At 67.8% G+C, this 26,315-nt stretch carries 30 protein-coding genes and 1 pseudogene; 27 read left to right on the top strand and 4 right to left on the bottom strand.

Annotated features, from left to right (window positions below):
* Window positions 1-18: 18 nt before the first annotated feature.
* The 7 genes from WEB06_07050 to WEB06_07020 are packed head-to-tail and all read left to right on the top strand — an operon-like array spanning window position 19 to window position 6,921.
* On the top strand, window positions 19-1,497 hold the full coding sequence (locus WEB06_07050) for an ABC transporter substrate-binding protein (GenBank protein MEX2555370.1): 1,479 nt from the start codon (window positions 19-21) through the stop codon (window positions 1,495-1,497).
* Between the two features lies 1 nt (window position 1,498).
* On the top strand, window positions 1,499-2,419 hold the full coding sequence (locus tag WEB06_07045; protein MEX2555369.1) for a branched-chain amino acid ABC transporter permease: 921 nt from the start codon (window positions 1,499-1,501) through the stop codon (window positions 2,417-2,419).
* On the top strand, window positions 2,419-3,495 hold the full coding sequence (locus tag WEB06_07040; protein ID MEX2555368.1) for a branched-chain amino acid ABC transporter permease: 1,077 nt from the start codon (window positions 2,419-2,421) through the stop codon (window positions 3,493-3,495). Before WEB06_07045 ends, WEB06_07040 begins: the two co-directional genes overlap by 1 nt.
* Window positions 3,492-4,292 (top strand): ABC transporter ATP-binding protein, encoded by an 801-nt coding sequence (locus WEB06_07035; protein ID MEX2555367.1) that lies wholly within the window; start codon window positions 3,492-3,494, stop codon window positions 4,290-4,292. The genes WEB06_07040 and WEB06_07035 overlap by 4 nt, the downstream gene beginning before the upstream one ends.
* A complete protein-coding gene (locus tag WEB06_07030; GenBank protein MEX2555366.1) occupies window positions 4,282-5,034 on the top strand; it encodes an ABC transporter ATP-binding protein in 753 nt (250 codons plus the stop codon). The genes WEB06_07035 and WEB06_07030 overlap by 11 nt, the downstream gene beginning before the upstream one ends.
* A complete protein-coding gene (locus WEB06_07025) occupies window positions 5,031-6,545 on the top strand; it encodes a hypothetical protein (GenBank protein ID MEX2555365.1) in 1,515 nt (504 codons plus the stop codon). Before WEB06_07030 ends, WEB06_07025 begins: the two co-directional genes overlap by 4 nt.
* 28 nt (window positions 6,546-6,573) lie before the next feature.
* Window positions 6,574-6,921, top strand: a complete 348-nt coding sequence (locus tag WEB06_07020) for a hypothetical protein (protein ID MEX2555364.1) — start codon at window positions 6,574-6,576, stop codon at window positions 6,919-6,921.
* Window positions 6,922-6,956: 35 nt separating this feature from the next.
* On the opposite strand, the gene WEB06_07015 is transcribed toward WEB06_07020, so the two are convergent.
* The gene (locus tag WEB06_07015) at window positions 6,957-8,204 is read right to left on the bottom strand and encodes a DUF1015 domain-containing protein (GenBank protein MEX2555363.1); all 1,248 of its coding nucleotides are present in this window, start codon (window positions 8,202-8,204) and stop codon (window positions 6,957-6,959) included.
* Between the two features lie 15 nt (window positions 8,205-8,219).
* On the opposite strand from WEB06_07015, the gene WEB06_07010 reads away from it, so the two are divergent.
* Complete coding sequence (locus WEB06_07010) at window positions 8,220-8,585, top strand: tetratricopeptide repeat protein (protein MEX2555362.1); 366 nt, start codon at window positions 8,220-8,222, stop codon at window positions 8,583-8,585.
* Window positions 8,582-9,832: an HAD-IIA family hydrolase gene (locus tag WEB06_07005; GenBank protein ID MEX2555361.1), complete on the top strand. Its 1,251-nt coding sequence runs from the start codon at window positions 8,582-8,584 to the stop codon at window positions 9,830-9,832. The genes WEB06_07010 and WEB06_07005 overlap by 4 nt, the downstream gene beginning before the upstream one ends.
* Here the strand turns inward: WEB06_07005 and WEB06_07000 are convergent.
* Together WEB06_07000 and WEB06_06995 are read right to left on the bottom strand one after the other, a co-directional pair.
* Entirely contained in the window at window positions 9,826-10,590 is a 765-nt protein-coding gene (locus WEB06_07000) for a rhomboid family intramembrane serine protease (GenBank protein ID MEX2555360.1), read from the bottom strand. The genes WEB06_07005 and WEB06_07000 overlap by 7 nt on opposite strands.
* A gap of 3 nt (window positions 10,591-10,593) precedes the next feature.
* Window positions 10,594-10,938 (bottom strand): SCP2 sterol-binding domain-containing protein, encoded by a 345-nt coding sequence (locus WEB06_06995; GenBank protein MEX2555359.1) that lies wholly within the window; start codon window positions 10,936-10,938, stop codon window positions 10,594-10,596.
* A 70-nt stretch (window positions 10,939-11,008) separates the two neighbouring features.
* On the opposite strand from WEB06_06995, the gene WEB06_06990 reads away from it, so the two are divergent.
* From WEB06_06990 to WEB06_06930, 13 genes are all read left to right on the top strand, one after another.
* Window positions 11,009-11,395 (top strand): hypothetical protein, encoded by a 387-nt coding sequence (locus WEB06_06990; GenBank protein MEX2555358.1) that lies wholly within the window; start codon window positions 11,009-11,011, stop codon window positions 11,393-11,395.
* 24 nt (window positions 11,396-11,419) lie between these two features.
* Window positions 11,420-11,554: a hypothetical protein gene (locus WEB06_06985; protein MEX2555357.1), complete on the top strand. Its 135-nt coding sequence runs from the start codon at window positions 11,420-11,422 to the stop codon at window positions 11,552-11,554.
* A complete protein-coding gene (locus WEB06_06980; GenBank protein MEX2555356.1) occupies window positions 11,551-12,207 on the top strand; it encodes a TlyA family RNA methyltransferase in 657 nt (218 codons plus the stop codon). The genes WEB06_06985 and WEB06_06980 overlap by 4 nt, the downstream gene beginning before the upstream one ends.
* Entirely contained in the window at window positions 12,204-13,067 is an 864-nt protein-coding gene (locus tag WEB06_06975; protein ID MEX2555355.1) for an NAD(+)/NADH kinase, read from the top strand. The genes WEB06_06980 and WEB06_06975 overlap by 4 nt, the downstream gene beginning before the upstream one ends.
* Before the next feature lie 4 nt (window positions 13,068-13,071).
* The gene (gene steA / locus WEB06_06970; protein MEX2555354.1) at window positions 13,072-14,262 is read left to right on the top strand and encodes a putative cytokinetic ring protein SteA; all 1,191 of its coding nucleotides are present in this window, start codon (window positions 13,072-13,074) and stop codon (window positions 14,260-14,262) included.
* A gap of 2 nt (window positions 14,263-14,264) precedes the next feature.
* On the top strand, window positions 14,265-15,176 hold the full coding sequence (locus WEB06_06965; protein ID MEX2555353.1) for a copper transporter: 912 nt from the start codon (window positions 14,265-14,267) through the stop codon (window positions 15,174-15,176).
* The gene (locus tag WEB06_06960; protein ID MEX2555352.1) at window positions 15,173-15,847 is read left to right on the top strand and encodes a glycosyltransferase family 2 protein; all 675 of its coding nucleotides are present in this window, start codon (window positions 15,173-15,175) and stop codon (window positions 15,845-15,847) included. The genes WEB06_06965 and WEB06_06960 overlap by 4 nt, the downstream gene beginning before the upstream one ends.
* Window positions 15,844-16,686, top strand: coding sequence for a hypothetical protein (locus WEB06_06955; GenBank protein MEX2555351.1), 843 nt, complete (start codon window positions 15,844-15,846; stop codon window positions 16,684-16,686). Before WEB06_06960 ends, WEB06_06955 begins: the two co-directional genes overlap by 4 nt.
* Before the next feature lie 80 nt (window positions 16,687-16,766).
* Entirely contained in the window at window positions 16,767-18,404 is a 1,638-nt protein-coding gene (locus WEB06_06950) for a CTP synthase (GenBank protein ID MEX2555350.1), read from the top strand.
* A 30-nt stretch (window positions 18,405-18,434) separates the two neighbouring features.
* On the top strand, window positions 18,435-19,559 hold the full coding sequence (ald, locus tag WEB06_06945; protein MEX2555349.1) for an alanine dehydrogenase: 1,125 nt from the start codon (window positions 18,435-18,437) through the stop codon (window positions 19,557-19,559).
* A gap of 43 nt (window positions 19,560-19,602) precedes the next feature.
* Window positions 19,603-20,583, top strand: coding sequence for a site-specific tyrosine recombinase XerD (gene xerD / locus WEB06_06940; protein ID MEX2555348.1), 981 nt, complete (start codon window positions 19,603-19,605; stop codon window positions 20,581-20,583).
* Between the two features lie 14 nt (window positions 20,584-20,597).
* Window positions 20,598-20,954: a TraR/DksA C4-type zinc finger protein gene (locus WEB06_06935; protein MEX2555347.1), complete on the top strand. Its 357-nt coding sequence runs from the start codon at window positions 20,598-20,600 to the stop codon at window positions 20,952-20,954.
* Between the two features lie 329 nt (window positions 20,955-21,283).
* Window positions 21,284-21,646, top strand: coding sequence for a hypothetical protein (locus WEB06_06930; protein ID MEX2555346.1), 363 nt, complete (start codon window positions 21,284-21,286; stop codon window positions 21,644-21,646).
* A gap of 38 nt (window positions 21,647-21,684) precedes the next feature.
* On the opposite strand, the gene WEB06_06925 is transcribed toward WEB06_06930, so the two are convergent.
* On the bottom strand, window positions 21,685-22,248 hold the full coding sequence (locus tag WEB06_06925) for a hypothetical protein (GenBank protein MEX2555345.1): 564 nt from the start codon (window positions 22,246-22,248) through the stop codon (window positions 21,685-21,687).
* A 228-nt stretch (window positions 22,249-22,476) separates the two neighbouring features.
* On the opposite strand from WEB06_06925, the pseudogene WEB06_06920 reads away from it, so the two are divergent.
* The 5 genes and pseudogenes from WEB06_06920 (at window position 22,477) to scpB (ending at window position 25,836) form a co-directional block, all read left to right on the top strand.
* Window positions 22,477-23,226 (top strand): annotated as a pseudogene (locus WEB06_06920) (ParA family protein).
* Between the two features lie 223 nt (window positions 23,227-23,449).
* Window positions 23,450-23,635: a hypothetical protein gene (locus tag WEB06_06915; GenBank protein ID MEX2555344.1), complete on the top strand. Its 186-nt coding sequence runs from the start codon at window positions 23,450-23,452 to the stop codon at window positions 23,633-23,635.
* A 66-nt stretch (window positions 23,636-23,701) separates the two neighbouring features.
* The gene (locus WEB06_06910; protein MEX2555343.1) at window positions 23,702-24,373 is read left to right on the top strand and encodes a site-2 protease family protein; all 672 of its coding nucleotides are present in this window, start codon (window positions 23,702-23,704) and stop codon (window positions 24,371-24,373) included.
* A 57-nt stretch (window positions 24,374-24,430) separates the two neighbouring features.
* The gene (locus tag WEB06_06905; protein MEX2555342.1) at window positions 24,431-25,294 is read left to right on the top strand and encodes a segregation/condensation protein A; all 864 of its coding nucleotides are present in this window, start codon (window positions 24,431-24,433) and stop codon (window positions 25,292-25,294) included.
* On the top strand, window positions 25,291-25,836 hold the full coding sequence (gene scpB, locus WEB06_06900; protein MEX2555341.1) for an SMC-Scp complex subunit ScpB: 546 nt from the start codon (window positions 25,291-25,293) through the stop codon (window positions 25,834-25,836). Before WEB06_06905 ends, scpB begins: the two co-directional genes overlap by 4 nt.
* The last annotated feature ends 479 nt before the right edge of the window (window positions 25,837-26,315 follow it).

Raw genomic sequence — 26,315 nt, 5'->3', positions numbered from 1 at the left:
CGAGGAGATGACGCCTCAATGATCACATCTCGTCCGGTCTCGCGGACGTTCCGGGCTCTCATGGTCGCGACGGCTCTGGGCCTCGCGCTCCCTTCGTGCGCCCTTTTCAAACCCGAGCGCGTGGCGTTGCGGTCGACCGCGCTCGAAACCCTTCCGCCGACGCCCATCTCGCCGGGCCAGACGATCCCCGCGACGCCGGGGACTCCGGGCTCCGGTCCGACGACCGTCTTCCAGCCGGGGCAGCAGGATCCGGCGAACCCGGGGAAAGCGAACTACGCGAGCGATGAGGGCGTGACCGCAGGCACCATACGCATCGGAACGATCCAGCCGATGGACGGGCCCGCCGCACAGCTCGGCCGCCCGCTCTACCGGACGACCCAGGCGTACGTGAATGCGCTCAACGCGAGGGGCGGCATAAACGGGCGGAAGGTCGAGCTCCTTCTTCAGACCGCGTGCATCAACTGCGAAGACGAGAACAAGCTCGCGGCGAAGGCGCTCGTCGAGCAGAAGCACGTGTTCGCGATCGTCAACACCTACATGAACACGTATGCGTTCTCCTCAGCGCTGAAGTACCTGAACGAGAAGCGCGTGCCGCTCATCCAGGGATGGTCGGGGGTGGGCAGCGAGTCGCAGGTCTGGGGATCCGGGCAGACGCCGTGGAACGTGTACTTCACCGTGCGCAACGGCGACGGCGTCCGCGTCTTCGCCAACTGGCTGAAGAAGGCGATGACCGAGTGGAAGGCCGCGAACCAGCTTCCCGGCGCGTGTGCGCAGAACCCGTGGAAGGTCGCGACCGTGTATCTCGATTCAGCGCAAGACGAGCGGCGCGCACAGGAGTTCGAGAAGATCTGGGAGTCGTTCGGCGCCGGTCATGAGGTCGTGTCGCGCCAGGCCGTGGCCGCCGAGGAAGAGACCGTCACACGGATGGACTCCTACGTGTCCGCGATGCGCGACGCCGACGCGTGCGGCGTGCTCAGCGCGTCGAACATCACGATGGTCTTCGGGATGCAGGCCGCGAAGCGTCAGGGCTGGAAGGTGCCGTGGGTCGCGAAATCGGCGTGGGGCAAGGCAGCCACCGACAACTGCGGGAGCGCGTGCGACGGCGGGTTCACCGACAACAACGGCTGGGGCTGGGCCGAGGACCTCACGCCGCAGATGCGCCAGTACCACCAGGCGATGGACCGCTACTACCCGGATTCGACCGACGATGCGCAGACGCTCGGGGGCTGGGTCGGGATGATGGGGTTCGAGTACGCGGCGGGCCGGCTCGGCGCCGACCTGACGCGTCGCGGGCTCATGGACGTGTTGACGAACCTCCGAAACTTCGACACCGGCGTCGCCGCGAGGATCAGCACGTCACGCACGGATCATCTCGGGATCGCGGAAACGACGATGCTTCAGATCTGCAACAACCGCTTCTACCGCGTCTCGAAGAACCTCTCGGCGACCGCGACGCCGCCGGGGTCGATCCCCTCCCCGTGCGGGTGGGGGTATTGAGATGACGCTGGGCGCCGCGTTCTCCTGGACCTTGTTCGCCCAGGACCTGCTCAACGGGGTTTCGCTGGGCGCGGTCTTCGCCCTGCTCGGGCTCGGGGTCGTGATGATCTACAAGTCGTCGGGGGTCCTCAACTTCGCCCACGGTTCCATGGCGATGTTCTCGACCTACATCTACTTCGAGATCACCCGCTCCTTCACCGGGATGCCCGTCATCGTGGCGACGTTGCTGGCGGTTGCGTTCGGGGCGCTGCTCGGCGCCGGTGTGTACCTCACGATCTTCACGCGCATGCAGGGGTCCGGGTTGCTCGCGAAGGTGATCGCCAGCCTGGCGGTGGCCGGCGTGCTCCAGGGCGCGGCCGCGTTCATCTGGCGCAACGCGACGCAGACGCGCGTCCCGCAGCAGTTCCCCGAGGGCGCGGATCGGAGCGGGGCGATCGGGCTCGGCTATCAAGAGATCGGAACGATCCTCGTGACCCTGGCTGCCGGAGCGGGCCTCATGGCGCTGTTGCGTTACACCACGTTCGGTATCGCGCTCCGAGCGACCGCGCAGAACCGGGTTGCCGCGAAGATGCTCGGCGTCCGAGAGAAGCGCGTCGCGGCGACCTCGTGGGCGATCGGCGGCGGTCTTGCCGCGCTCGCCGGTGTCATGGTCATCCCGCTCGCCGCCCTGACCGTGTACTCGATGGGTGGGTTCATGGTGCGCGGGTTCGTCGCGGCCGTCGTCGGTGGGTTCGTCAGCCTGCCGGCGGCGCTCATCGGCGGCTTCACGCTCGGCGCGGTGCAGGAGGGGCTCAAGGCGACGCCGCTCGAGCAACTGTCGGGCGTCGCCGCGGGGCTCGCGGTCGCGGTGTTGCTGCTCGCCCGCGTGGAGCGCTTCTTCGCTCTCGACCAAGAGCTGCGCGCCTTGCAGGAGGCTGGGTGATGAGCGCAACGCCAGCCATGATCGAGCAAGTGCCGGACGAGGTCGCCGTCGCCCGGGAGCCGGGTTACGCCGTGCCGTCGGGTCGCGGGCGGCGAGTGGCCGGCGTGGGGGTCGCGATCGCTGCCGCGGCAGCGCTGCCGCCGCTGCTGCTCGACGGAACCTGGAACGCGGTGCTGTCCCTCGCGCTCATCTACGCTCTCATGGGACTCTCGGTCGTCGTGCTGACGGGATTCGTCGGGCAGCTCTCGCTGATGCCGGCGAGCTTCGTCGGGCTCGGTGCGTACGTGTCGGGCCGGCTCGTGACCGGACTCGACACGCCCTTCTGGGGTGCCGCGCCGCTCGCCGCGCTGCTCGTCGTTCCGGCGGCGCTCGCGATCGGGATGGTCGCCCTCCGGCTGCGAGGGTTGTACCTGGCGATCATGACGCTCGTTTTCGCGAACGTCATCGAAGAGTTCGTGTTCAGCCAGAAATGGCTCATCGGCCCCGAGCGCGTCGTGGAAGCGCCGCGCCCCACCCTCGGCGGGATCGACTTCTCCTCCGACAAGGCCTACTACGTCCTGGTCTTCGTCCTGGTGGCGATCGCGCTGCTGGCCGTGCGCAACCTGTCTCGCAGCCGGACCGCTCGCGCGTGCTACGCCGTCCGCGACAACGAGGACGCGGCCCAAGCGTGGGGCATCAACGTGGCGAAGTACAAGCTGCTGGCCTTCGCGCTCTCCGGAGCGATCGCCGGCTTCGCCGGAGCGCTGTACGGACATTGGCTCGAGACCGTACCGACCGGCGGGCAGCGTCCGCTCTTCGGCCTGGAGTTCTCGCTCACGATCGTGTTCTTCACGATCGTCGGAGGGGTGCGGTCGATCTGGGGGCCGGTCATCGGCGGCACCGCCTGGATCGTGCTCGTCCGACGGCTGCTCGCCGGCAGCCCGAACGGGGTCAACATCGCGATCTCGATCTTCGGCGTCGTCGTGCTGCTGACGATGCTCTACCGGCCCCAGGGGTTGGTGGCGTGGATCTCGGACGCGCGCGATCGCATCCGAGCCCGGCGCGCCGCGCCGCCGTCGGCGGGGGTCGCGCCGTGAGCTTCTTCGCGGTCGAGAACCTCACGATCCGCTTCGGCGGGCTCCAGGCGAACTCCGACGTCGACCTTCACGTCGAGCGAGGGGAGATCGTCGGACTCATCGGGCCCAACGGAGCCGGCAAGTCCACGCTCTTCAACGCGATCTCGGGGTTCATCGAGCCCGAGCGGGGTCGCGTCCTTTTCGACGGCGAGGACATCCTGCCGCTGCTTCCCTACGAGCGGGCCGCGCGGGGGATCGGGCGCAGCTTCCAGAACGCGCGCCTGTACCCGTCACTCAGCGTTCTCGAGAACTTGCTCGTCGCTTTCCATGCACACATGCGTGGGGGCATCGTCGCGAACACGGTACGGCTCCCGCGCGCCACGCGGGCCGAGAAGCGGGCGCGCGAACGGGTGGAAGAGGTGATGGAGGTCGTCGACCTCCGGCCGTACGCCGCGGTCCAAACCGGTGCGCTCTCGTTCGGAACGTTGCGCATGACCGAGCTCGCGTGTCTGCTGATGCTGACGCCTCGCATGATCCTGCTCGACGAGCCGGCGTCGGGCATCGCCCAGCGCGAGACCGAGGCCCTCGGTCCGCTCCTCCGTCGGATCCGCGAGACGCTCGGTGCGACAATCCTGCTCATCGAGCACGACATGCCGCTCGTGATGAGCTTGTCGGACCGGATGTATTGCCTCGATCTCGGACGGGTGATCGCGGAGGGAACGCCGGCCGAGATCCAGAAAGACGCTCGGGTCGTCGAGGCCTACCTCGGCTCGAAGGCCGCCGAAGCACTGCACAAGGAGACCAACGGTGACGGCTGAGGCCGGCGACGCGCTGCTCCGCATCGACGGCATCGACGTCTTCTACGGGCGCGTCCAGACGCTCTACGGCGTGACGTTCGAAGTGCGCGAGGGCGAGGTCGTCGCGCTGCTCGGCGTCAACGGCGCCGGGAAGTCCACCTTGCTGAAAGCGATCTCTGGGATCTTGCCGATCGACACGGGCCGCATCACCCTCGCCGGCGAGCGCATCGACCGTCTCTCGTCCCATGAGATCGTTCGCCGGGGCGTCGTGCAGGTGCCCGGCGGCCGCGGAGCGTTCCCGGGCCTCACCGTGGCCGAGAACCTGAAACTGGCCGCCGCGATCCACGGCCGCGACCGGCGCACCGCCGCGACGGAGATCGAGCACGTCATCGAGACCTTCCCTTGGCTCGCCGACCGGCGCTCGCAGCTCGCGGGCACGCTCTCCGGCGGCCAGCAGCAGCAGCTCTTGCTCGCGAGGGCATTCATCGCCCGCCCGAAGCTGATGATGATCGACGAGCTCTCACTCGGGCTCGCGCCGATCATCGTCGAGCAGCTGCTCGAGATCGTGCAGCACATGAACCGACGCGGGGTGACCGTGGTGGTCGTCGAGCAGAACGTCGACCTTGCTCTCTCGTTCTCCGATCGCGCCTACTTCTTGGAGAAGGGCGAAGTGCGATTCGAAGGTGCCGCAGACGATCTGCGCGAGCGCGGGGATCTGTTGCGCTCGGTCTTCCTTGCCGGAGCTACGAAGGCGGCGCTGTGAGCGGCGCGAAGCGCGTCGTCGCGGCTCTCGCGATCGCGTTCCTGTTCGTGGCCGGCATGGGGGAAGTCGCGAGTGCGGCGACGGACGAGGAGCTGGTCGGCGAGGCGGTCGCGCAGGCGTTCACGTTGCGCGCCAGCGCAGATCAGGGCGGCGCGTCGCCCCTTCACTTCTACTTCGGGTCCTACGCCGACGCGTACCTGACCACGCCGCCCCCAGAAGCCGACGGCCAAGCCTCTTGGTACAACTTCGGCATCGCCGAGACCGCGCTGTTCAAGCCTCCCGAGGAGTGCACGCCGGAGAAGAACGCCGAACGGGTCCGGGAGGGCCTCGAGTTCGTCTCCGATTGGCTGGTCGGGCAACTCATCAGCGGCGAGGCGCTGGACACCCTCACCCAGGGACACATCCCCGCCCCGCCGGCGCCCACGCTTCCGTGCGGGGGCGGACGGTTCCCCGGTTTCGCGCAGTCGCGTTACCCGGCGACCTCGTCGATCGGACCATCCGCCGAGGACGATCTCCTCGCGAGCGGCGCGTGCCAAGGTCAGGCGGCCTGCCTCGAAGCGGTGAAGGCGGCCACCGGCGGCATCGTCGAGGGCGGCTCGTTCCGCGCTTCCGCGACCGACGCTCCATCACAATCATCCGATGCGATCGTGGTCGGGCTGAAGGTCGCCGATCTGGTGCACATCGGCGCTGCAGAGTCGACCGCAGCGACGGTCCTCGAGAAGGACGGGCGCATCATCTCGAAAGCCACGTGGTCGCTCGGCGACGTCTGCTTCCTGCCGGGACCGGGTGGCTGCGCGCTCGCGATCGAGCAGGTCCGAAAGACGGCGACGGTCGTCCGCTCGGTCGACGGCAAAGTCACCACGCGTGAGGCGCAGACCGTGATCGTAGGGGTGCGCGGCTCCGGCGCAGCGCAGGATGTCACGGCCGGCGACCTCGGACCGGGCTTGCCGGCCGTCGACATCGGCAACTTCAGCGGGTGCGTCGGGTGTGTGGTTCAGCTCCAGGCCGTGGCCGCGACGGCCGGATGCGGCGACCCCGCCAGTGATCTCGTGGCCGACGCGGGAGGGCTGCGCCTGTTCGCGCGCGGCAACGGTGAGCTCACCCTGCCGATCCCGATCGCCGGTAACGCCGCCGGAGGCGGCCTCATGCTCGGCGGCGCCTGCGCCTCGGGGCGGGTCGCCTCTGTCGATCTGGGCGGAACGGGTTCGGGGGAGGGCGGCGAAGGCGGCTCGCCGGGAACGTCGATCGTCGTGCCGCCGGTCGCCGGACCGCCAGCCGGAGGGCCGACGATCGTGGGGCCGCTTCTCTCGCCGCCGCGGGTCGTCCAGCGGCAGGTCGTTCGCTACGTGCTCCGAACGGCGCCCGCGTGGCGAACGGCTCCGTACTGGGGGAGCGCTCTGGGCACGCTGATCCTTCTGATCGCGCTCGGGATCGCCTTCCGCCGAACGGCCCTCGTCGCCCCGTTCGCACGCAGGGTGGATCGTTTCGCTCGGCAGTTCGTGCGCGGGTAGCCCGGCCGGAACGACTATCATCGCGTTCATGTGCCGCGCGATCTGGGCGCTCGCGATCGGACCGGACGAGGAGGCTTGCGGACGCATCCGCCGTGCCGCGGGAGCCGACGTCCAGGTCATCGCGATGGCGACGACCCTGGCCCGTGCGCAGGAGCTGATCGGCGATTCGCCGATCGACGTCGCGCTCATCGACGCCGCCACGCCCGACGCGTACGGCATCGTGCGGGCCTTGCGCCGAGCCCATCCCAAGGTGGCGGTCGTGTGGATCGGAGACTCGCCCCCGGACACCGCTCACACGCAGATCTCGCGCGAGAAGGCCGACCTCGATCATCTGCCGGGCACGGTCACGCGGGCGCTGATCGCGCGCAAGACCTGACGGTCTAGGCGAGCCGGCGCAGCCGCCGGCACCGCTCAGTCGAGTGGACGCAGGACGACACCGGTCCGCGGCTTCGGGATGAAGAAGGTGGACTTCGGCGGCATCGCGTCCCCCGCTTCGGCGATCGCCTTCACCGCCTCGAACGGCGGGGGAGCGAGCAGGATCGCCGCACCCGCCTCTCCACTCGCGACGAGCTCCGCCGCCTCCCTCGGGTGATGCACGTAGCGGGCTTGGACACCACCGAGCAACCGGCGCATGACGAACCACTCGAGCACCGACACGTCGAGATCGCGCCACACCGCCGGCCGGTCGGCCGGCATCGCGTCGGCTTCGGCGGCCTTGTCCGCCACGGTCAGCCAGTACGCGCGATCCACGCCGAGCAACACGAACGTTCGCCCGGCCTCGCGCCGGTGCTCGAGCTGCGACGCGAGCACGTCGGGATCCGTCTCATCCGTCGGCTCGACGCCGAACGCATCTCCCACGCGGGAAAGGATCTCCTCGGCGGAGGGATCGACGGCACGGTGGATCGGGAGCAGCGCGGGCCCGCACCAGGCCGCATCGACGAGGTGCATGAGCATCGCGTCCCACGGCCCGGGACCGTCGGTGGCACGCCGCTCCCGCCGATACTCCTGCGCGGTGCGGTACCGGTGATGCCCGTCTGCGATGACGACGACGGCGCTCGCGAGCGTGCGACGGATCGCTTCGATGTCGGCCGGATCGTCGAGCAGCCACGCGCGGTGTGCGACCTCGTCGTCCTGGCTCGACCACGTCGCCCAGGGCTCGGTCCCGACCGTTCGCGCGATCACGTCGCGCGCGCCGCCGTCCTCGGAGGAGTAAACGGCGAACACGGGGGACAGGTTCACGCGCGTCGCGCGGAGCAACTTGAGACGATCCTCCACCGGCGCCGCCATGGTGCGTTCGTGGGGCAAGATCGAACGCGGCTCGTCCTCGATGTCGGCCGCGGCGAGGACTCCTCGCTGCACACGCTCACGGCCGCCTACGCTGAAACGCTGCTCGTAAACGGTGAGGCGATCGCGGTCGTCCCGGACGAGGATCCCGTCGCGGATCCAGGCCTCGAGGGTCTCCGCGGCCCGCGTATACTGGTCCGAACCGGCCTCCTGGCGTCCCAGGATGAGCCGGACAACGTTGTAGGGGCTTGCCTGCTCGAATCGCTCGAGGGCGTCGGGTGGGATCACGTCGTAGGGAGGGGCCGCGACGGTGCCGAGATCGCCGACCACGTCCAGGTCGTATCGAAGGCCTCGGAAGGGCGAGATGGCCGCCACGGCCGCCTATATAGCATGAGCGCAGAGTCCGCGTACCAGCTCCTACAGAACGGTCTGGCTCTCCTCGCCGAGCGCCGAGACCACCAAGCCGCGATCGTGCTCGAACACGCGCGCTCGCAAGAGCCGAACAAAGGGTCGGTCCGCGAGGCGCTCGCCCGCGCGTACTACGGCTCCGGCCGTTTCGTGCTCGCCCGGGCGGAGTTCGAGGCCGCGCTGGAGATCGATCCCAGCAACGATTACGCCCACTTCGGCCTCGCACTTTGCCTGGAACGTTCGGGTCAGATGGCAACCGCGCGCGGGCACGCGAAGCTCGCCGTCGCGATGCGGCCGGAAGACGAGAACTACCAGCGCGCCCTCGAGCGCATCGCGCGGGCCTCTTGATCCTCGCTCAGGCTTTCCAGCGATTCGTCCTCGACCTCGATGGGGTGGTCTGGACCGGCGACGAGCCCGTGGCCGGCGCGCCCGAGACGATCCGCGCGCTGCGCGACGCCGGGAAGCGTCTCGCCTTCGTCACGAACAACTCGTCGGAGACGCCCGAGACGTACGCGAAGAAGCTCGCGGACATCGGCGCTCAGGGCGACGCCGCCGAGGTCGTCACGTCCGCCGACGCGGTGGCGCGACTCATGGCCGCCACGATCCCGGCGCTGCGGGGCCGATCCGCGTACGTGATCGGCGGACCGGGGCTCATCGAGCGGGTCGCGGAGGCCGGCGTCCGGATCGACGATGGATCCGACCCGGCCGCGTGCTCGATCGTGATCGTGGGCTTGGATCGAGAGCTTACCTACGAGAAGCTACGCCGTGCGACGCTCGCGATCCGAGCCGGAGCAACGTTCGTCGCCTCGAACACCGACGCGACGTACCCGGCGCCGGATGGCTTGTGGCCGGGTTGCGGCGCGATCGTGTCCGCGCTCCGGACGGCAACCGGCGCCCAGCCGATGGTAGCCGGCAAACCGCAGCCGATGATGCTCGAGGTCGCGCAGGAACGGGTCGGCGGCCCGCCGGCCCTGATGATCGGCGACCGGATCGAGACCGACGTCCTCGCCGCGCAAGCGATGGGGTGGCCGAGCGCGCTGGTGCTCACCGGCGCGACCGGTGTGCCGGAGCTGGCGACGGCGCCGGCGTGGCCCGACTTCGTGCTTCGGCGCCTGTCCGACGTCATGTCGGACCTTCCACATCCCCAGTTGCGTCAGGCGACCGGGCCGGACCTCCCGTCGATCGCTCAGCTCCTTCACGAAGGCGGTCTTCCCGCGGGGGCTGCACGCGAGCGCGTCGGCCGCACCGTCGTCGCGCAGGCCGACCGCCGGGTGATCGCGACGTCGGCGTGGGAGCCGCTCGGGGACGCAGCACTCCTACGCTCGGTCGCCGTCGCTTCCGATGTACGTGGTACGGGGGTTGGACTGCTCGTCGTCGCGGCGACGTTGCGTCAGGTCGCGAGGGCCGGGGTGCGCGAGGTTTACCTCGTCACGACCGACGCCGAAGCGTTCTTCACCCGATGTGGCCTCCGAACGATCCAGCGCGAAGAGCTTCCCGAGGCCGTGGCGATGCACCGCCAGATAACGCGCGAATGCCCGGCATCGGCTCCGGTGATGAAGCTCACGCTTCCGCGACCGGAGGCCGCGGCTCAGTAGGGGGACGCGACCGGCTCGACGGGCTTCGGCCGGAAGACCAGCAGTAAGAGCATCCCCGCCAGGAAGCCGCCGATGTGCGCCATGTAGGCGACGCCGGTGTCGGCCGTGATCGATCCCACGCCCGAGACGAGCTGTAGGACGAACCACAGTCCGATGACCAACGAAGCGGGGAGCTCGATCATGGTGATGAAGATCACCAGGATCACCAGAGACTTGATCCTGGCCCTTGGGAACATGAGCAGATAAGCACCTAAGATGCCGGCGATCGCGCCGGACGCGCCGACGAGCGGAGTGGCAGAGCTCGGGAAGACGTATGACTGCGCGTACGTGGCCGCGATCCCTGAAAGCAGATAGAAGAAGATGTATTTCAGCTTTCCGAGCCGGTCCTCGACGTTGTTCCCGAAGACCCACAAGAAGAGCATGTTGCCGGCGATGTGAAGGATGCTGCCGTGCAGGAACATCGACTGAACGATCGACAGCCACACGTTCTTGTCGGGGCAAGACTGCCGTTCCAGCGTGGCGAAGGCGTTGTCGATGCGATCCTCGAAAACAACCCCGCGCCTCTGAGCGTCCGCGATGCGTTCCGCGTGGGTGACCTCGTACGGGATCGACGCATTGCAAACGAAGAACCGCGCTTCTTCTACCTCCTCTCCTGACTTGGACAACTGGAACATGAACACGACGACGTTGATCGCGATGAGCAGGATCGTGACGATCGGCGTCGAGAAAGTGGGGTTCTCGTCCTTGATAGGAAACATGAGCTAGAAGAGCTGCCGCAGGAGCAACAGGTCTCGTGCGTGCGCGTCCACGCGGATCCGGCCGAACAGCAGCGCCATGGGAAGTGAAGTCCTTCCTTCGGCGAGCGAGACGAGCTCGTCGCTCGACAGCGTGATGCGGACGTCCGCGCCGTCGGTCCCGGCTTTCACGGCCTTGAGCTTTCCGATGCGGCCCTTGGAGTACTCGGCGCGGTACGTGAGCTCCAGGTCGGTAATGACACACAGGATCGTGCGTGAATCGGAGGGCAACTTCGCATCATTCAACTCCGCACCGTCGAGCCTTCCGAGAAGCTCGCGGAGCGTGCGGTCGACCTCTTCCCGCGTCGCCACCCGGCGCAGGATATCACTGGTATCCTCCCGTCTCCCCGTCACCGGGGACGGTAAACAGAGGGAGGCTCGCATGGTCCGGGACGCGATCAAGCGGTACGTCGAAGCGGCGCAGAGCCTGACCGAAGTTCCGCGTGAGCGAGCGGAACAGATCGCGCGAACACTGGCGGGCTCCGGGCTCATCGACGGCGGTCAGATCCGCGGGGTCGCCTCGGACATCGTCGGCCGGAGTCGGGAGAATCGCCGCAAGCTGACCGACCTCGTCGCCAGAGAGATCCGCAGGCAAGTGTCGCGCATCGGGTTCGCATCCAAAGAAGAGGTCGAGCGGCTCCGGCAGCGCGTTCAGGCGCTCGAGATCTCAGAACGCCGTATCCGCCAGGCAATCGACCGCGGGCCGGCGAAGCGCAAGCCGGCCACCAAAGCCGGAACGGCCCGGAAACCCACCACGGCTCGTCGGTAGTTCGCTCGGCGTATCATGGCCGTGATGGACGAACGCAACGAGCCGATCGCGGCCGAGATCGAGCGGATCGCTGAGCTGCCCGCCGCCGAGCGGGCCGCTGCCCTCGAGGCACTGGAGGCACGCTTGCGCGCCTCCCTCGACGACATCCCCTCAGCGTGAGCCCGGCTCGCAATGCCCCGGCTGAGCCCGGGGCCTCTGCCTACGTCTCCCGCGGTGGAGCAAAGCTTGAGCACGCCCTCGACGCCCTCGGTATCGACCCGGCCGGCCGGCGCGCGCTCGACGCAGGCGCATCCACCGGCGGATTCACCGACTGCCTGCTCCGACGGGGCGCCGCGCACGTGATCGCGGTCGACGTCGCCTACGGCGAGCTTGCCTGGACCATCCGGAACGACGAGCGCGTCCGCGTCATCGAGCGCACGAACGTCCGCACGCTGGACCTCTCCGCGCTCGGAGAAGACCCCGTCGACATCATCGTCGCGGATCTCGCATTCATCTCGCTCAAGACCGTGCGAGACGCGTTGCTCGCAGCGGCCGCCCCCGACGCTGATCTCGTACTCCTCGTGAAGCCGCAGTTCGAGGCGGCGCGCGCGAACGTCGAGCGCGGCGGCGTCGTACGCGACCCGGCCGTCTGGACGGAGACCATGCGTTCCGTAGCGGCCGCCTTCCGCGCAGCCGGGTGCGGGCTCGTCGGCGCAACCGCGTCACCGCTCGTCGGCCCGGCCGGGAACCGGGAGTTCTTCCTGCATCTGCGTCGGGGTGCGACCGACGCCGGAGACGATCCGATCGACGACGCGGTGAGGCGGGCCCCGTGAAGCGCGTGGGACTTTTCCTGCACGGCGATCGCGCCGAAGCGGAAGCGATAGGTCGATGGCTCGCGTCTTCGCTCTCGTCGCGTGGCATAGCGGTTTGCGCGCTCGCGCCGGACACCGACCGTTTGGGCAAGCCGGTGACCGTCGTGGACGAGGCCGGCTTCGGATCGGATCTCGACCTTGTGTTCGTTCTCGGCGGGGACGGGACCCTCCTGCGCGCGGCCGCGATGGTCGTCCCCACCGGCGCGCCGCTCCTCGGCGTCAACCTAGGGAGACTGGGCTTCCTCGCGGAGATCGAGCGCGGCGAGCTCGAGGCGGCCCTGGACCGCATCATCAACGAGGGCTTCGACGTCGAAGAGCGCATGACGCTGGAGGGCGAGGTCGAGCAGGGGGGCGAGGTCGTCGAGCGGTTCATCGCGATCAACGACATCATCGCGTCCAAGACCATCCCCGGCCGGCTCATCAAGCTCGGGCTCGCGATCGGCGACGAGATGTTCACCACGGTCGCTGCGGATGGCCTGATCGTCGCGACACCGACCGGCTCGACCGCGTACTCCTTCTCCGCGCACGGACCGATCGTCTCTCCGCAGCTGGATTGTCTGATCGTCACCCCGGTCGCTCCGCATACCCTCTTCGATCGGTCGATGGTGGTTTCCCGCAACGAGGCCGTCACGATCACCGTCCTTCCGGACCCCGACGCCGTTTCGCTCTCGATCGACGGACGGAAAGCGGTCGAGCTCACGGCCGGCGCACTCGTCCGCGTGCGGGCGGCCGGCCGCCGCCTGCGGCTGGCGAAGGTCGACAGTTCGCCCTTCTGGCAGCTGGTGCGCGAGAAGTTCCGCCTCCCAGACGACTACCATTGAACCGATGGCCAAGGACCCTGCCCGGACGGCGGTCCGCCCGGGCGCCCGAAAGTCCCGCTGGCGGCGCCGCCGTGACCCCGACGGCGTCGAGGCGGTCGTCCGGGTCGACCGCCGCACCAAAGACTTGATCCACCGCCTCCGACCCGGCGAGATCGCCGTGATCGACCATGAGGACCTCGACCGCGTCTCGGCGGAAGGGCTCGTCGAGCGCGGCGTCGGCGCCGTGGTGAACGCCCGCTCCTCGATCACCGGCCGCTATCCCAACACCGGGCCGGCGATCCTCGCGCGCGCCGGCGTGCCGCTGGTCGATCGCGCCGGCGCCGACGTGCTCGATGCGGTCACGGAAGGGGAGCGGCTGATGCTGCGCGGCACCGAGCTGCTGCGCGTGGACGAAGTGATCGCGAAGGGGATCCTCCTCGAAGGTGAGGAGCTAGACCGGCAGCTGGGGGCCGCTCACGCGCGCATGGGCGAAGAGCTGGAAGCGTTCTCGCGAAATACGATGACGTACCTCGCCCAGGAACGAGAGCTGTTCCTCAGCGGCGCCGGGGTTCCCGACACCCGCACCGCCTTCGAGGGGCGCCACGCGCTCGTCGTGGTCCGCGGCTACGACTACAAACGCGATCTGCAGACCCTCCGCGGCTACATCTCGGACGTCAAGCCGGTGATCGTCGCGGTCGACGGCGCCGCGGACGCGCTCATCGACGAAGGTCTCAAGCCGGACATCATCATCGGCGACATGGATTCGGTCTCGACCGCCGCGCTCACCTCCGGCGCGGAGGTCATCGTTCACGCCTATCCCGACGGCCGGGCGCCGGGGCACGAGCGGGTTCGCGGGCTCGGCATCGACGCGGCGGTCTTCGCCAGCGGCGGAACGAGCGAAGACATCGCGCTGCTGCTCGCCTACGAGCGAGGCGCAGACCTCATCGTGGCCGTGGGCTCGCACGCGAACCTGGTCGAATTCCTCGACAAGGGGCGTGGGGGAATGGCGAGCACGTTCCTCGTGCGGCTGAAGGTCGGACCGAAGCTCGTCGATGCGAAGGGCGTCAACCGCCTCTACCGTCCGATCGTCCGCACGCGCGACCTGATGTTGCTGATCGGCGCGGCGCTGCTCACCTGGCTGATGGTGGCGTTGATCTCGCCCGCGGTCCGCCTGTGGTTCGAGCAGATGTTCACTCGGATCCGGAACCTCTTCTAGCCATGATCAACCTCCGGTACCACATCGTCTCGCTCACGGCCGTGTTCCTGGCGCTGGGCTTGGGCATCCTCGCCGGAACGACCGTGATCGACCAGGAGGTCGTGAAGGGCTTGCGGAACAACACGAACGCCTTGCAGGAACAGTTCAACGACATGAGGAACCAGCGCGACGCGCTCCAACAGCAACTTGATCTTTTCGAGGGGTTTTCCGACGTGGTGGTCCCGCCCCTTCTTCAAGGCCTTCTCGCGGGGCGCGCCGTCGTGATCGTGACCGACCGCCAGGCGCCGGGTGATCTCGTGAACTCCATCGCCGAGACGCTGACCCTGGCCGGAGCCAAGCGGCCCACCAGGCTGACCCTCACCGAGCGTTGGGCGCTGGACCAGCCGGCCACGACCCAGCAGCTCGCGACCGTGCTCGGCGTGACGGCATCGTCGCGCGACGACGTGATCACCGAAGCAGCTGGGGGCCTTGCAACGCGCCTCGGCGGTTCCGGCGATCCCCGCACGCAAGGCGATCTGATCGGTGCGCTCGAGAACTCCGGATTCCTCGACGTCGACGACCTCCCTCAGACCGGCGCGTTCCCCGCCGCGAACGCCTTGGTGGTCGTCGTGACCTCGGGCGCGGATGACGCAACGCCGAGTGAAGACGCGTTCTTCATCCCGTTCCTTCGCCGGCTGAGCACCACGCGCATCGCCGGAGTCGCCGAAGGCATGGGCGTGCCTCGATCCTTCGCAGAGAAGATCCGCGGCGACCGGGCGCTGGCGAGGGCGGTGTGCTCCGTCGATCACGCCGATTCCGTCGCCGGGCGGCTGTCGCTCGTCTATGCGCTCAGAGACCTCGGCGCCGGGCGGCCGGCTGCGCACTACGGCATCCGCGGGGGAGCGCAGGCCGTCGCCCCAGACGTCCGCCCTTGAAAGTCGTCGCCGTCGTACCGGCACGCAACGAGTCCGGTCGGGTCGGGGCGACCGTCTCGGCCCTTCGCGCCATCCCCGAGGTCGGTGAGATCGTCGTCGTCGACGACGGCTCAACCGACGCCACCGCCGAGGAAGCCAAGCGCGCCGGCGCCCGCGTCGTTCGACTCGGCCGCACGCGGGGGAAAGGCAACGCCCTCCGGCAAGGGATCGCCACGGCCGGCCCCTGCGACGTGTATCTGCTCGTCGACGCGGACCTCGGCTACTCGGCGCGCGTGCTCGGCGCACTCCTCGAGCCTGTTCTGGCCGGCAGGATCGACGTCGCGATCGCCGCACCGCCGAGGGGCGACGGAGGGCCGTCCGGTTTCGGGCTGGTCGAGACCTTCGCCCGGTGGGGGGTGCGCCGCCTCGCAGGAAGCGTCATGGATCGTCCTCTGTCCGGACAGCGGGCGATCCGAGGCGAGGTCGTCGACGCCGTCGGAGGATTCGCCCCCGGCTTCGGCGTCGACGCTGCCTTCACCGTCGATGCGCTCCGGGCGGGGTACCGTGTGATCGAAGTGCCCTGCGAATTCACGCACGCCAAGACGGGCCGCGACCCGGCAGGTTTCGCCCACCGCGCCCGCCAGGGAGCCGAGGTCGCGCGGGCACTGGCGAGCCGATGGAGGCGCCGATGACCAAGGCCCTGCTCGCCCTCGGCGCCGCGGCGACCGCTGCCCTGGTCACCCGGTGGATCGCGCACGGCTCCATCCCCACGGCGCGGATCACCCGCCGCAACTACCGGGGCGTTCCGGTCGCCACCGGGCTCGGGATCGCCGTCGTGATCGGGTTCGCCGCCGCCCTGGCGATGGTGGCTTTCATCCGGCTGGTCGAGCCGGGCGCGGGTTCGGCGGCCATCGCACTCCTGGTCTCGTATCCGCTGCTGATCCTCGTGTTCGGGTTCGGCTTGCTCGGGCTGTTCGACGACGTCGCGGAGCAAGAGAAGCGCGGCTGGCGGAGCCACCTTCCGGACCTCGCCCACGGTCGGATAACGCCGGGGACGCTGAAGATCGTCGGCGGCGGGATCCTCGCCTTCGTGATCGGGGCGGGAAGTGACTCGTTCGGCTGGGCCGTCGTCTCCACCGCGATCATCGCGCTGATGGCCAACCTCTTCAACGCGCTCGACGTGCGCCCCGGCCGCGCCGGCAAGGTGTTCCTCGTCGCAGCCGTCCCGCTGGCCATCCTGGTTCCCCACCTTCAGGTCGTAGCGGCCGCTGCGCTGGGCGCCGTTGCGGGTTTCCTCCCGTTCGACCTTCGCGAACGCGCGATGCTCGGCGACGCCGGATCCAACGCGATCGGCGCGCTCCTCGGCGGGGCGATCCTGATCGCGGACCCCGCCGACTGGCTGAAGCTGACTCTGCTCGGGCTGCTCATCGCGCTGACGCTCGTTGCGGAGGGGCCCACGCTTTCGCACTGGATCGACCGCATCGGACCGCTTCGGGCCGCCGATCGAGCGGGACGGGCGCCGACCTCGTAACCGAGATGCTTGGCCGGTCACGCCGGGCGGTGTTAGGATGTTGCCCCGAGGACCGAACGGCGGTCCGCGGGGGTTTTTTTTTGACCAAACACATCTTCGTAACCGGCGGCGTTTCCTCGAGTCTCGGCAAGGGGCTCACGGCTTCCTCTCTCGGCAGGCTCCTGAAGTCCCGCGGTCTGCGGGTCGTCATGCAGAAGCTCGACCCGTACATCAACGTGGATCCGGGGACGATGAACCCGTTCCAGCACGGCGAGGTCTTCGTTACCGACGACGGCGCCGAGACCGACCTGGACATCGGTCACTACGAGCGCTTCCTCGACGAGAACCTCTCCCGCGACTCCAACATCACGACCGGAAGCGTCTATTCGGCCGTGATCGCGCGCGAGCGCCGCGGCGACTACCTCGGCGCGACGGTGCAGGTGATCCCGCATATCACCGAGGAGATCAAGAGCCGGATCCGTCGCCTGGCGACCGAGGAAGTCGACGTTGTCATCACCGAGGTGGGCGGGACGGTCGGCGACATCGAGTCGCTGCCATTCCTCGAAGCGATCCGGCAGATGCGCCACGATGTCGGCCGCGACAATGTCTTCTACCTGCACGTTTCGCTCGTCCCCTACATCGGGCCGTCGGGCGAGCTCAAGACCAAACCGACCCAGCACTCGGTCGCCGAGCTGCGCTCCATCGGTATCCAGCCAGACGCCATCGTGTGCCGGAGCGACCGGCCGCTCGGAACCTCGCTGAAGAAGAAGATCGCACTGATGTGCGACGTCGACGTCACGGGGGTCGTGTCCGCGCTCGACGCGCGGAACATCTACGAGATCCCTCTGGTCCTGCATTCCGAAGGCCTCGACTCGTACGTCGTGAAGCACCTCGGCCTCGAAGCGACCGAGCCCGACCTGACGGAATGGCAGGCGCTGGTCCGCCGGATGTCCGCCGCGAAGCGCACGGTTCGCATCGGCATCGTCGGGAAGTACGTGACGCTGGCCGATTCCTACCTTTCGGTGGTCGAGTCGGTGAAGCACGGGGGCATCGCGCAAGACGCACGCGTCGAGATCGTCTGGATCGCCTCCGACGAACTCACCGAGAACCACGATGTCCTCGCGACGCTGGACGGCATCCTCGTTCCCGGCGGCTTCGGGGTTCGCGGGATCGAGGGCAAGGTCGCCGCCGTCCGCTACGCACGCGAGCAGGGCGTGCCGTTCCTCGGGTTGTGCCTCGGTCTGCAGTGCGCCGTGATCGAGTTCGCTCGCAACGCCTGCAGCCTCGAGAACGCGAACTCCTCCGAGTTCGACGCCACCACTCCGCACCCAGTGATCGACCTGATGCCCGACCAGAAAGACATCCTCAACATGGGCGGGACGATGCGTCTCGGCGTGTGGGCTTGCAAGCTCGAGCCCGGATCGCTCGCCCGTGAGCTATACGGCGAGAGCGTCGTGCTCGAGCGCCACCGGCATCGCTATGAGGTGAACAACCGCTACCGCCGCCCCATGGAGGATGCCGGGATCCGGTTCTCCGGAACGACGATCGAAGGCAGGCTCGTCGAGATCATCGAGATCCCGTCACATCCGTTCTTCCTCGCCTCGCAGTTCCATCCCGAGTTCAAGAGCCGCCCCACCCGGGCGCATCCGATGTTCTTCGGGTTCGTCGGAGCAGCGCTCGCAAGAGCGGAGTCCCGCGCGCGATCGTCCGAGGGCGCCGAACAGCCCGCCACGACGTAAGCCCTGAGGCCTCGGCTACCCTGACGGGCCATGATCATCGGCGTGCCCAAAGAGGTGATGGAGGCCGAGTACCGCGTCGCCATGACGCCGGTCGGCGTCCGCGAACTGACCGAGGAAGGCCACCGGATCCTCGTCGAGCGCGACGCGGGAGCCGGCTCCTCGATCCCCGACGTCGCCTTCGAGCGGGCCGGCGCCGAGCTGGTCCGTTCCGCCGAAGATGTATGGGAACGAGCCGATCTGATCCTCAAGGTCAAAGAGCCGCAGCGCTCGGAATTCGCGCCGATGCGCGAAGGTCAGATCCAGTTCACGTACCTGCACCTGGCGGCGCATCGCGACGTGACCGAGGCGCTGATCGATCGACGGGTCACGGCGATCGCCTACGAGACCGTCGAAAGCGCGGACGGGCGGCTGCCGCTCCTCGCGCCGATGTCGGAGATCGCCGGACGGATGGCCTCACACGTTGCCGCGCACCTCCTGGAACGCGCTGCAGGCGGCCGCGGGATCCTGCTCTCCGGCGTGTCCGGCGTCCACCCGGCACGTGTCTGCGTGATCGGCGCCGGGATGGCGGGGATGAACGCCGCCTGGATCGCGCAAGGAATGGAAGCGGAGGTCGTGCTGCTGGACCGCAACGTCGAGCGGCTCCGGTACGTGGACCACATCCACAAGGGCCGGATCCTGACGCTCGCCTCCGCGTCGCTGATCATCGAGGAGCAAGTTGCGCTCGCCGACGTCGTGATCGGCGCGGTTCTCGTCACCGGGGCGCTCGCTCCGAAGCTCATCACCGAGGCGATGGTTGCCTCGATGAAACCGGGCTCCGTGTTCGTCGATATCTCGATCGACCAGGGTGGATGCTCCGAAACGAGCCGCGTCACCACCCACACGCACCCGACTTATGTAACCCACGGAGTGGTACACTATTGCGTGGGAAACATGCCGGGTGCGGTGCCGCACACCTCGACGTACGCCCTCACGAACGCCACGTTGCCGTACGTCGTGGCGCTAGCTCGCAAAGGCTTCGCGGGGGCGATCCGGGAAGACCCGGCGCTCGCCAAAGGAGTGAACGTGCACGAGGGACGCGTGACGAACCGGCCCGTCGCGGAAGCGCATGGGCTCGAGTACACCCCGCTCACAGCGCTCGTGCCTGTCGAATCCTGACGCGACCCCGATCCGGTCGCTCCCAACCCCGAAGATGGATGCGATGACTATCGCGGAAAACGTTCAGCCTTCCCGGTCGCAGCTCGACCCGCGGCTGGTTAAGCACGCCGATCGGTTCCTCGATCACCTGGCGGTGGAGCGCGGCGTCGCGCCGAACACGCAGGTGGCGTACCGGCGCGACTTGCGCCTGTACCTCGCGTATCTCGCCGAACGCCGGATCACCGACCCGACCAAGGTAGGGGAGCAGGACATCACCGATTTCCTCGCGATGCTGCGTGAACGCGAGTACTCCCCGGGGAAGCGCTACTCGAGCGCGACGGTCGCGCGGGTGCTCGCTGCGGTGCGCGGGTTCCACAAGTTCCTCGTCCGTGAAGGCGTTTCGCGAGCCGATCCCGCCGAGCCGGTGGGCTCGCCACGGGTGCCTCGCTCGCTGCCCCGAGCCCTCCCGGTCGAGGATGTCGAGCGGCTGCTCGCGGCGGTCCCGGCCGACGGCGCCATCGCGTCGCGGGATCAAGCGATCTTGGAGTTGCTGTACGCGGCCGGCCTTCGCATATCGGAGCTGACCGCGCTCGACGTCGACGATCTCGACCTCGAGGAGCGTTCCGTACGCTGCATCGGGAAGGGATCGAAGGAGCGGATCGTGCCGCTCGGCCGCGCAGCGGTGGATTCACTCAAGCGCTATCTGACACAGGCGCGTCCCGGCCTCGCCAAGACTGCGTCCGGCGCGGCCGTTTTCCTCAACGCGCGAGGCACCCGCCTTACCCGGCAGGGGTGCTGGAAGCTTCTCAAGAAGCACGCCGCGGCGGCAGAGCTCCGGCGACGGATCTCTCCGCACACGCTCCGCCACTCGTTCGCCACCCATCTGCTCGACGGCGGAGCCGACATCCGCGTGGTTCAGGAACTGCTCGGCCACGCGAGCGTCTCGACCACGCAGGTATACACGCTCGTGAGTCGCGAGCGACTCCGGGAGGTCTACGATTCCGCGCATCCGCGAGCCAAGCGTGCCCGGGCGCGGAAGGGATAGGGGAGGGCAGCAGCATGGAAGCAGCCGAACTGACGCGTCATAAAGAGCTTCTCGAAGAGCAGAAGGAGCATCTCCGCAAGCAGCTCGCGGATATGGGAGCCGACCCCGATCAGGAGAACACGGTCGACGGGCTTAACTTGGACTTCGGCTTCGCCGACAGCGCCCAGTCCACGGCCGAACGCAACAAAGTCCTGGCGGTCATCGAGCGTCTCCGAGAGAACCTGCACGACGTCGACCTGGCGCTGTCCAAGATCGAGAAGGGCACGTTCGGGATCTGCGAGCAGTGCGGGGAACCGGTCGGCGCGGAGCGGCTCGAGGCGATCCCGTACGCCCGGCTGTGCATGAAGTGCAAGCAGAAGGAAGGCAACTAGGCCGCCGCTCGCCCGACGAGGGCCGGCCCTTCGGGCCGGCCCTTTTCCATTCCGCCCTACGCAGTCCGAAGCTGGCAAATCCTGCGATTCAAGGGGGTGGTCCGCATGATCCGGCGGGTTGCGGTGTTCTTGGTTCTCGGGGCTCTTTTCGCCATCCCGGGAGTGGCGTCACCTGCGAAGAAGGACCTTCCGGTTCCCACGGCCGGGGCACCCCATATCTGGCTATGCCAGAACGTGTATTGCGGCAACGGCGAGGACACGGTCGTCGGAAGTTTCTCGTTCGGGGTGGGCTCTCCCTGGACGGCGGTTCCTACCAAGGCACCTTCGGAATGGATTTCGTAGCCCACAACGTCTGTCCGGAGGGCTCAGCGGTTTGTCGGCTGCGCATCGACTCGGCACCCGTGTTCCGCCGGGGGTACAGCGTCAGCGTCGACTTCTGTCTCGATTTTCTCTGCACGATCGTCCCCATCCCGGCTTTCGGACCTGCCATCGGTGGGACGTGCGAAGGCGCGATCCTGCTCGCGGGCGTGGCTCGGCTCACCTGTTCCTTCAACACCGGCTCAGGGCTATCCGGCACGCGCACCCTGCTCGTCGCGACCGTTCAGGAACTCTACAACGCGCCGTGCGACGTCTTCTGCGACGGACCGCCCCGGGGTCTCGACCAGTTACGTGGGCGTGTACACGCCCGGTGACCTCAAGAACCTCTAGGTCCGCGCGATCTGGGGAGACCTCAGCCCCGGGAGGGCGTGGCCCCCGGCCGCGTACCGCGGTCGCTTCGGGGACCGCGAGTCTCTCCTACTCGGACCTGAGTGTTCGGCCCCACCACGACCGTTCGAGTGAGCCACCCCGACCGGTACGTCACCCGTACACCGGAGAAGGTGTGTACCCCCGTCGCGGTGACATGGAACGACACCCAGAAGCCGCCGTCCTCGCCGGACTCGAGCACCACGCCCAACGCTTCGGGGAGCGCCGCGATGTCTTCCCGGGGGCCCTTGTCGGAGCCGAGCACGACCGGAGCGGCATCGTTGAACCGCGTTATCCGGATGGAGTCCAGCTGGATCGCCGGCGAGGGCTCATCGAGGCTGACGGCGATGATTCTGATCTCCCTTGGGCCACTCGGGTGGAACGGCCCGAGCCCGACGTGGATCTCCTCGTCGATCGCGGCGGTCATCCCGTACCGACTGTCCGAGTGAGTCGTTCCCAGCGTCCCCGGCAGCCCGAAGCCGGCGAATACGCCGGCGGCGATCACCAGACCGATCGCGGACGAGATCAACCCGGCCCTCAGAGGCGACATGCGTTTCACGGTACCGCCCCGCTTTTCCGGCGGCGAGGGCTCAACGTCTCGCGTTTCGGGGGTTTCGACCGTATCCGGCGAACCAGCCTCGTTCATCGCATCCATCCTGCTCACGATAGCGGATCGACCTGGACTTGAACTCGCCGCAGGCCTTGATGTAACGTCGCCGCCCACAAGACGACTCGTCGTTAGGTCGTCTTGTCGACAAATCGAGGGGGGAGCCTGGTGGCCCGCATCCTGAGCCTCGCCAACCAGAAAGGCGGGGTTGGAAAGACCACGACCACCATCAATCTCGGCGCTTCGATGGCGGAGCTCGGCAAGCATGTGCTCCTCGTGGATTTCGACCCCCAAGGCGCGCTGTCGGTCGGCTTGGGGATCAACCCGATGTCGCTCGAGCTCACGGTCTACAACCTGCTGCTGGAGCGTGAGGTCGACCCTCATTCGGCCGTGATCAAGACGGAGGTTCCCGGACTAGAGATCCTGCCGTCGAATATCGATCTCTCCGCAGCCGAGATCACGCTCGTCAGCGAGGTTGCCCGAGAGCAAGCGCTGAAACGGGCGCTGACCCAGTTGAGAAGTGGATATGACTACATATTGATTGATTGCCCCCCGTCGCTGGGCCTGCTAACGGTGAACGCGCTGACGGCTTCGGATGGCGTCGTGATCCCGCTCGAGTGCGAGTACTTCGCGCTCCGCGGAATGGCTTTGCTCATGGATACCGTCGAGAAAGTCCGCGACAGGCTGAACCCTGACTTGAGACTCGAGGGAATCATACCCACGATGTTCGATGGACGGACCCTCCACGGACGCGAAGTTCTCGAACGGGTGAAGGATGCGTTCGGGCCGTATCTGTACAAGACCGTGATCCGGAGGACGATCCGTTTCGCCGAGGCTCCTGTCGCCGGCGAGTCGATCCTCACCTACGCGGGGGCCTCATCCGGCGCCTCCGACTACCGCGCATTGGCCAAGGAGGTGCTTGGGATTGTCCACGAAGCGAGCGAGCTTGCCGGGAGCGGACGAGTTGTTCCGGACGACATCGGTGAAGGAAGCGACGGAACCGACGCCGATCCGTCCCTCGTCGCCGAGCCAGGAGCAGCAGGAACAGCCGAGAGTGGACAGAGCGCCTCAGAGATATATCGACAAGGAGACGAAGGCACACGTCCCCAAAACGGGGAGCGGGAGACAGCGGCACGAGGAGAAGGTGACGTTCTACTGCACCCGTGACGAGCTGCTGTCGCTCGAGCGCGCGCGCCTGTCGATGAAGGAGCACGGTATCTCGGCCGACCGAGGCCGGATCGTCCGCGAGGCGCTCTCCTACGTCCTGGCCGATCTCGATGCGAACGGCCCCGCGGCCATCCTCGTCGAGCGGCTCGGACGACGGCGCTGAAACCCTCGACCGATCCTCGAGGTCAAGTTTCACCCTATCTTGTGACAGGGTGAGGCTTCCAGGTCTATGAGCAGGATCGATCTCTATGGGTTCCTCGGAGCTGGGATCGGCTTGCTCTTCGGCATGATCGGGCACGAGTTCGCCCACGCACGCGCCGCTGTTTCTCTTGGAGATCAGACCCCTCGATTCATGGGCCGACTCACCCTCAACCCTAAGGCCCACGCCGACCCATTCGGGACGGTCATCATGCCGGGAGTCTTCTTGATCTCCATCCTCTTCAAGTCGACCTTCGGATTCTTCTTCGGCTACGCGAAGCCGGTCACCATCAACCCGAGCAGGCTGCGGAATCCACGGCGTGACGCACTCTTGGTCGCTTTGGCCGGCCCCGTCTTCAACCTTGCGGTCGCGATCGCTGCAGGGCTCGCGTTTCGCGCGGCCACCCCCGCGTTCGACGACAAGCTCATTTCAACGAGCCCCGACCTCGGGGACTGGAGACGGGCGCTTCTTCTGATCACGATCGTGAATTCGTTCCTGTTCATCATCAACATCCTGCCGATCCCTCCCCTCGACGGATCGAAGATCCTTGCGCGCTTCCTGTCGCCGCAGGCAGCGATGAAGATGGAGGAGTTCGGCCAGTATCTGATCTTCATCCTCATCGCCTTTTTCCTGTTCTTCCAGGGGGTTCTCGACAACATGGGCCGTGCCATCTACGGTCCGATCCTCGGACCACCCTTCTAGAGCCTCCTTCCCCGGCCTCGTTGGCCGGTCCCGGCACCGCCGCTACACTGGCCGGCGATGCCTTATCAGGTTCGAACCCAGGTTTTCGAAGGGCCTTTCGACCTGCTCCTTCACCTGATCTCCAAACGCGAGCTCGACATCTATGACGTGTCGCTCGCCGCGATCACCGAGGAGTACCTCGTGCACCTCAACCAGATGCAGGAGCTGGACCTCGAGGTGGCCACCGAGTTCCTGATCGTCGCGGCGACGCTGATCGAGATGAAGGCCTCCCGCCTGCTGCCGGGACCGCCTCGCGGCGACGACGAGATCGACGTAAGCGACCGCGACTTGTTGATCGCCCGGCTCCTCGAGTATCGAGCGTTCAAGGAAGCCTCCGCGAAGATCTCCTATCTGATGGGCGAGAACGCCGGATACCTCCCTCGGACGGTAGGTGCCGGCGAGGAGTTCGCGAAGCTCGCGCCCGACCTGATGGCGCGCGTCTCTCCGCAACGTTTCGCGGAGATCGCCGCTCGCGTGCTGGGACCCAAGCCCGTGATCCACATCGACACCTCCCACATCGCGCCGATCCGCATCTCGGTCGCCGAAGCGATCGAGCACGTTCGCGCCGAACTGCGGAAGCGCAAGAGCGCGACGTTCCGTCAGCTCGCTCGCGGGATCCCGGACCGGCTGAACGTCATCGTCCGGTTCCTCGCGGTGCTCGAGCTGATCAAGAGGGGAGAGGCCGACGCGTCACAGGCCGGAACCTTCGGCCAGATCGACGTGCGATGGCTCGGCGAAGCAGCGGCCTCCGGTCCGGTCGACGAGTACGGGGGAGCGCCGTTCGAGGAAGAGGCGCCCGGTGAGATCCGGCTCGACGATGTGATCGATCTCGATGGCACCGTCGTCGAGCTCGATCCTGCTGCGAGAGAGGAGCAACCGTGAGCAACGAGCTCCGCCGGATCCTCGAGGCGATCCTGTTCGTGACAGAGGAGCCGACGCCGCTAACGATCCTCGCTCAGATCACCGAGTCGTCGAAGGACGTCGTCGATTCCGAGCTCCGCGAACTTGCCGCCGACCTGGAGTCGTCGGGGCGCGGGGTCGCGCTCCGCGAGGTAGCCGGCGGATGGCGGATGTACACGCACCCCGACGCCGCGCCGTATGTCGAGCGGTTCGTTCGTTCGGTGCAACAGCCGCGGCTGACCCAAGCCGCGCTCGAGACGCTCGCGATCGTCGCGTACAAACAACCGGTGACCCGCATGCAGATCGCTGCGATCCGTGGGGTCGAGTCCGAAGGGGTCGTCGGGACGCTCGAGCAGCGCGGCTTGGTTACCGAGGTTGGTCGCGATCCGGGCCCGGGGCAAGCCGTCTTCTACGGAACGACGCCGCAGTTCCTCGAGCGGATCGGGCTCGTGTCCGTCGACCAGTTGCCGCCGATCGCGCTGATGCTTCCACCGGCCGCGGCCACCGATGAACTCGAACCGTAACCCGCGTCCTCCTCGTCCGCCGGCCCGCCGCTCGACCGATCCGAAAGCGAAGAGCCGGCGACGCACCCCATCGGCCGGGCGGCCGGATCGTTACGCCCGGCCCGACCGCCGGGGCGGATCCGACCGCGCCGCAAGGCCGGACACTGCGGCTAAGTCCGAACGGGCTCGGCCCGAGCGGTCGGCACGACCGGGCCGGTCCGCGAGGCCCGAACGCGCCGGCAGACCAGAACGGTTCGCGCGACCCGATCGCAAGACAAGGCCCGACCGCGCCGGTCGACCCGAACGGTCGTCGCGACCCGAACGGTCGTCGCGACCCGATCGGCCCCCGAGATCCGAGCGTGCCCGCAGACCCGAACGCTCGGCGAAGCCCGAGTGGCAGTCGCGACCGGATCGATCCGCGAGGCCAGAACACGAACGGTTCGATCGGATCGACCGCAAGCCCAGGCAAGATCGCGGCGGTCGGCCTGTCCGGCCGGCGC

The organism is Actinomycetota bacterium (assembly GCA_040905475.1).
In the GTDB taxonomy this organism is placed as follows: domain Bacteria; phylum Actinomycetota; class AC-67; order AC-67; family AC-67; genus DATFGK01.
This window is presented reverse-complemented; position numbering and strand designations above follow the sequence as displayed.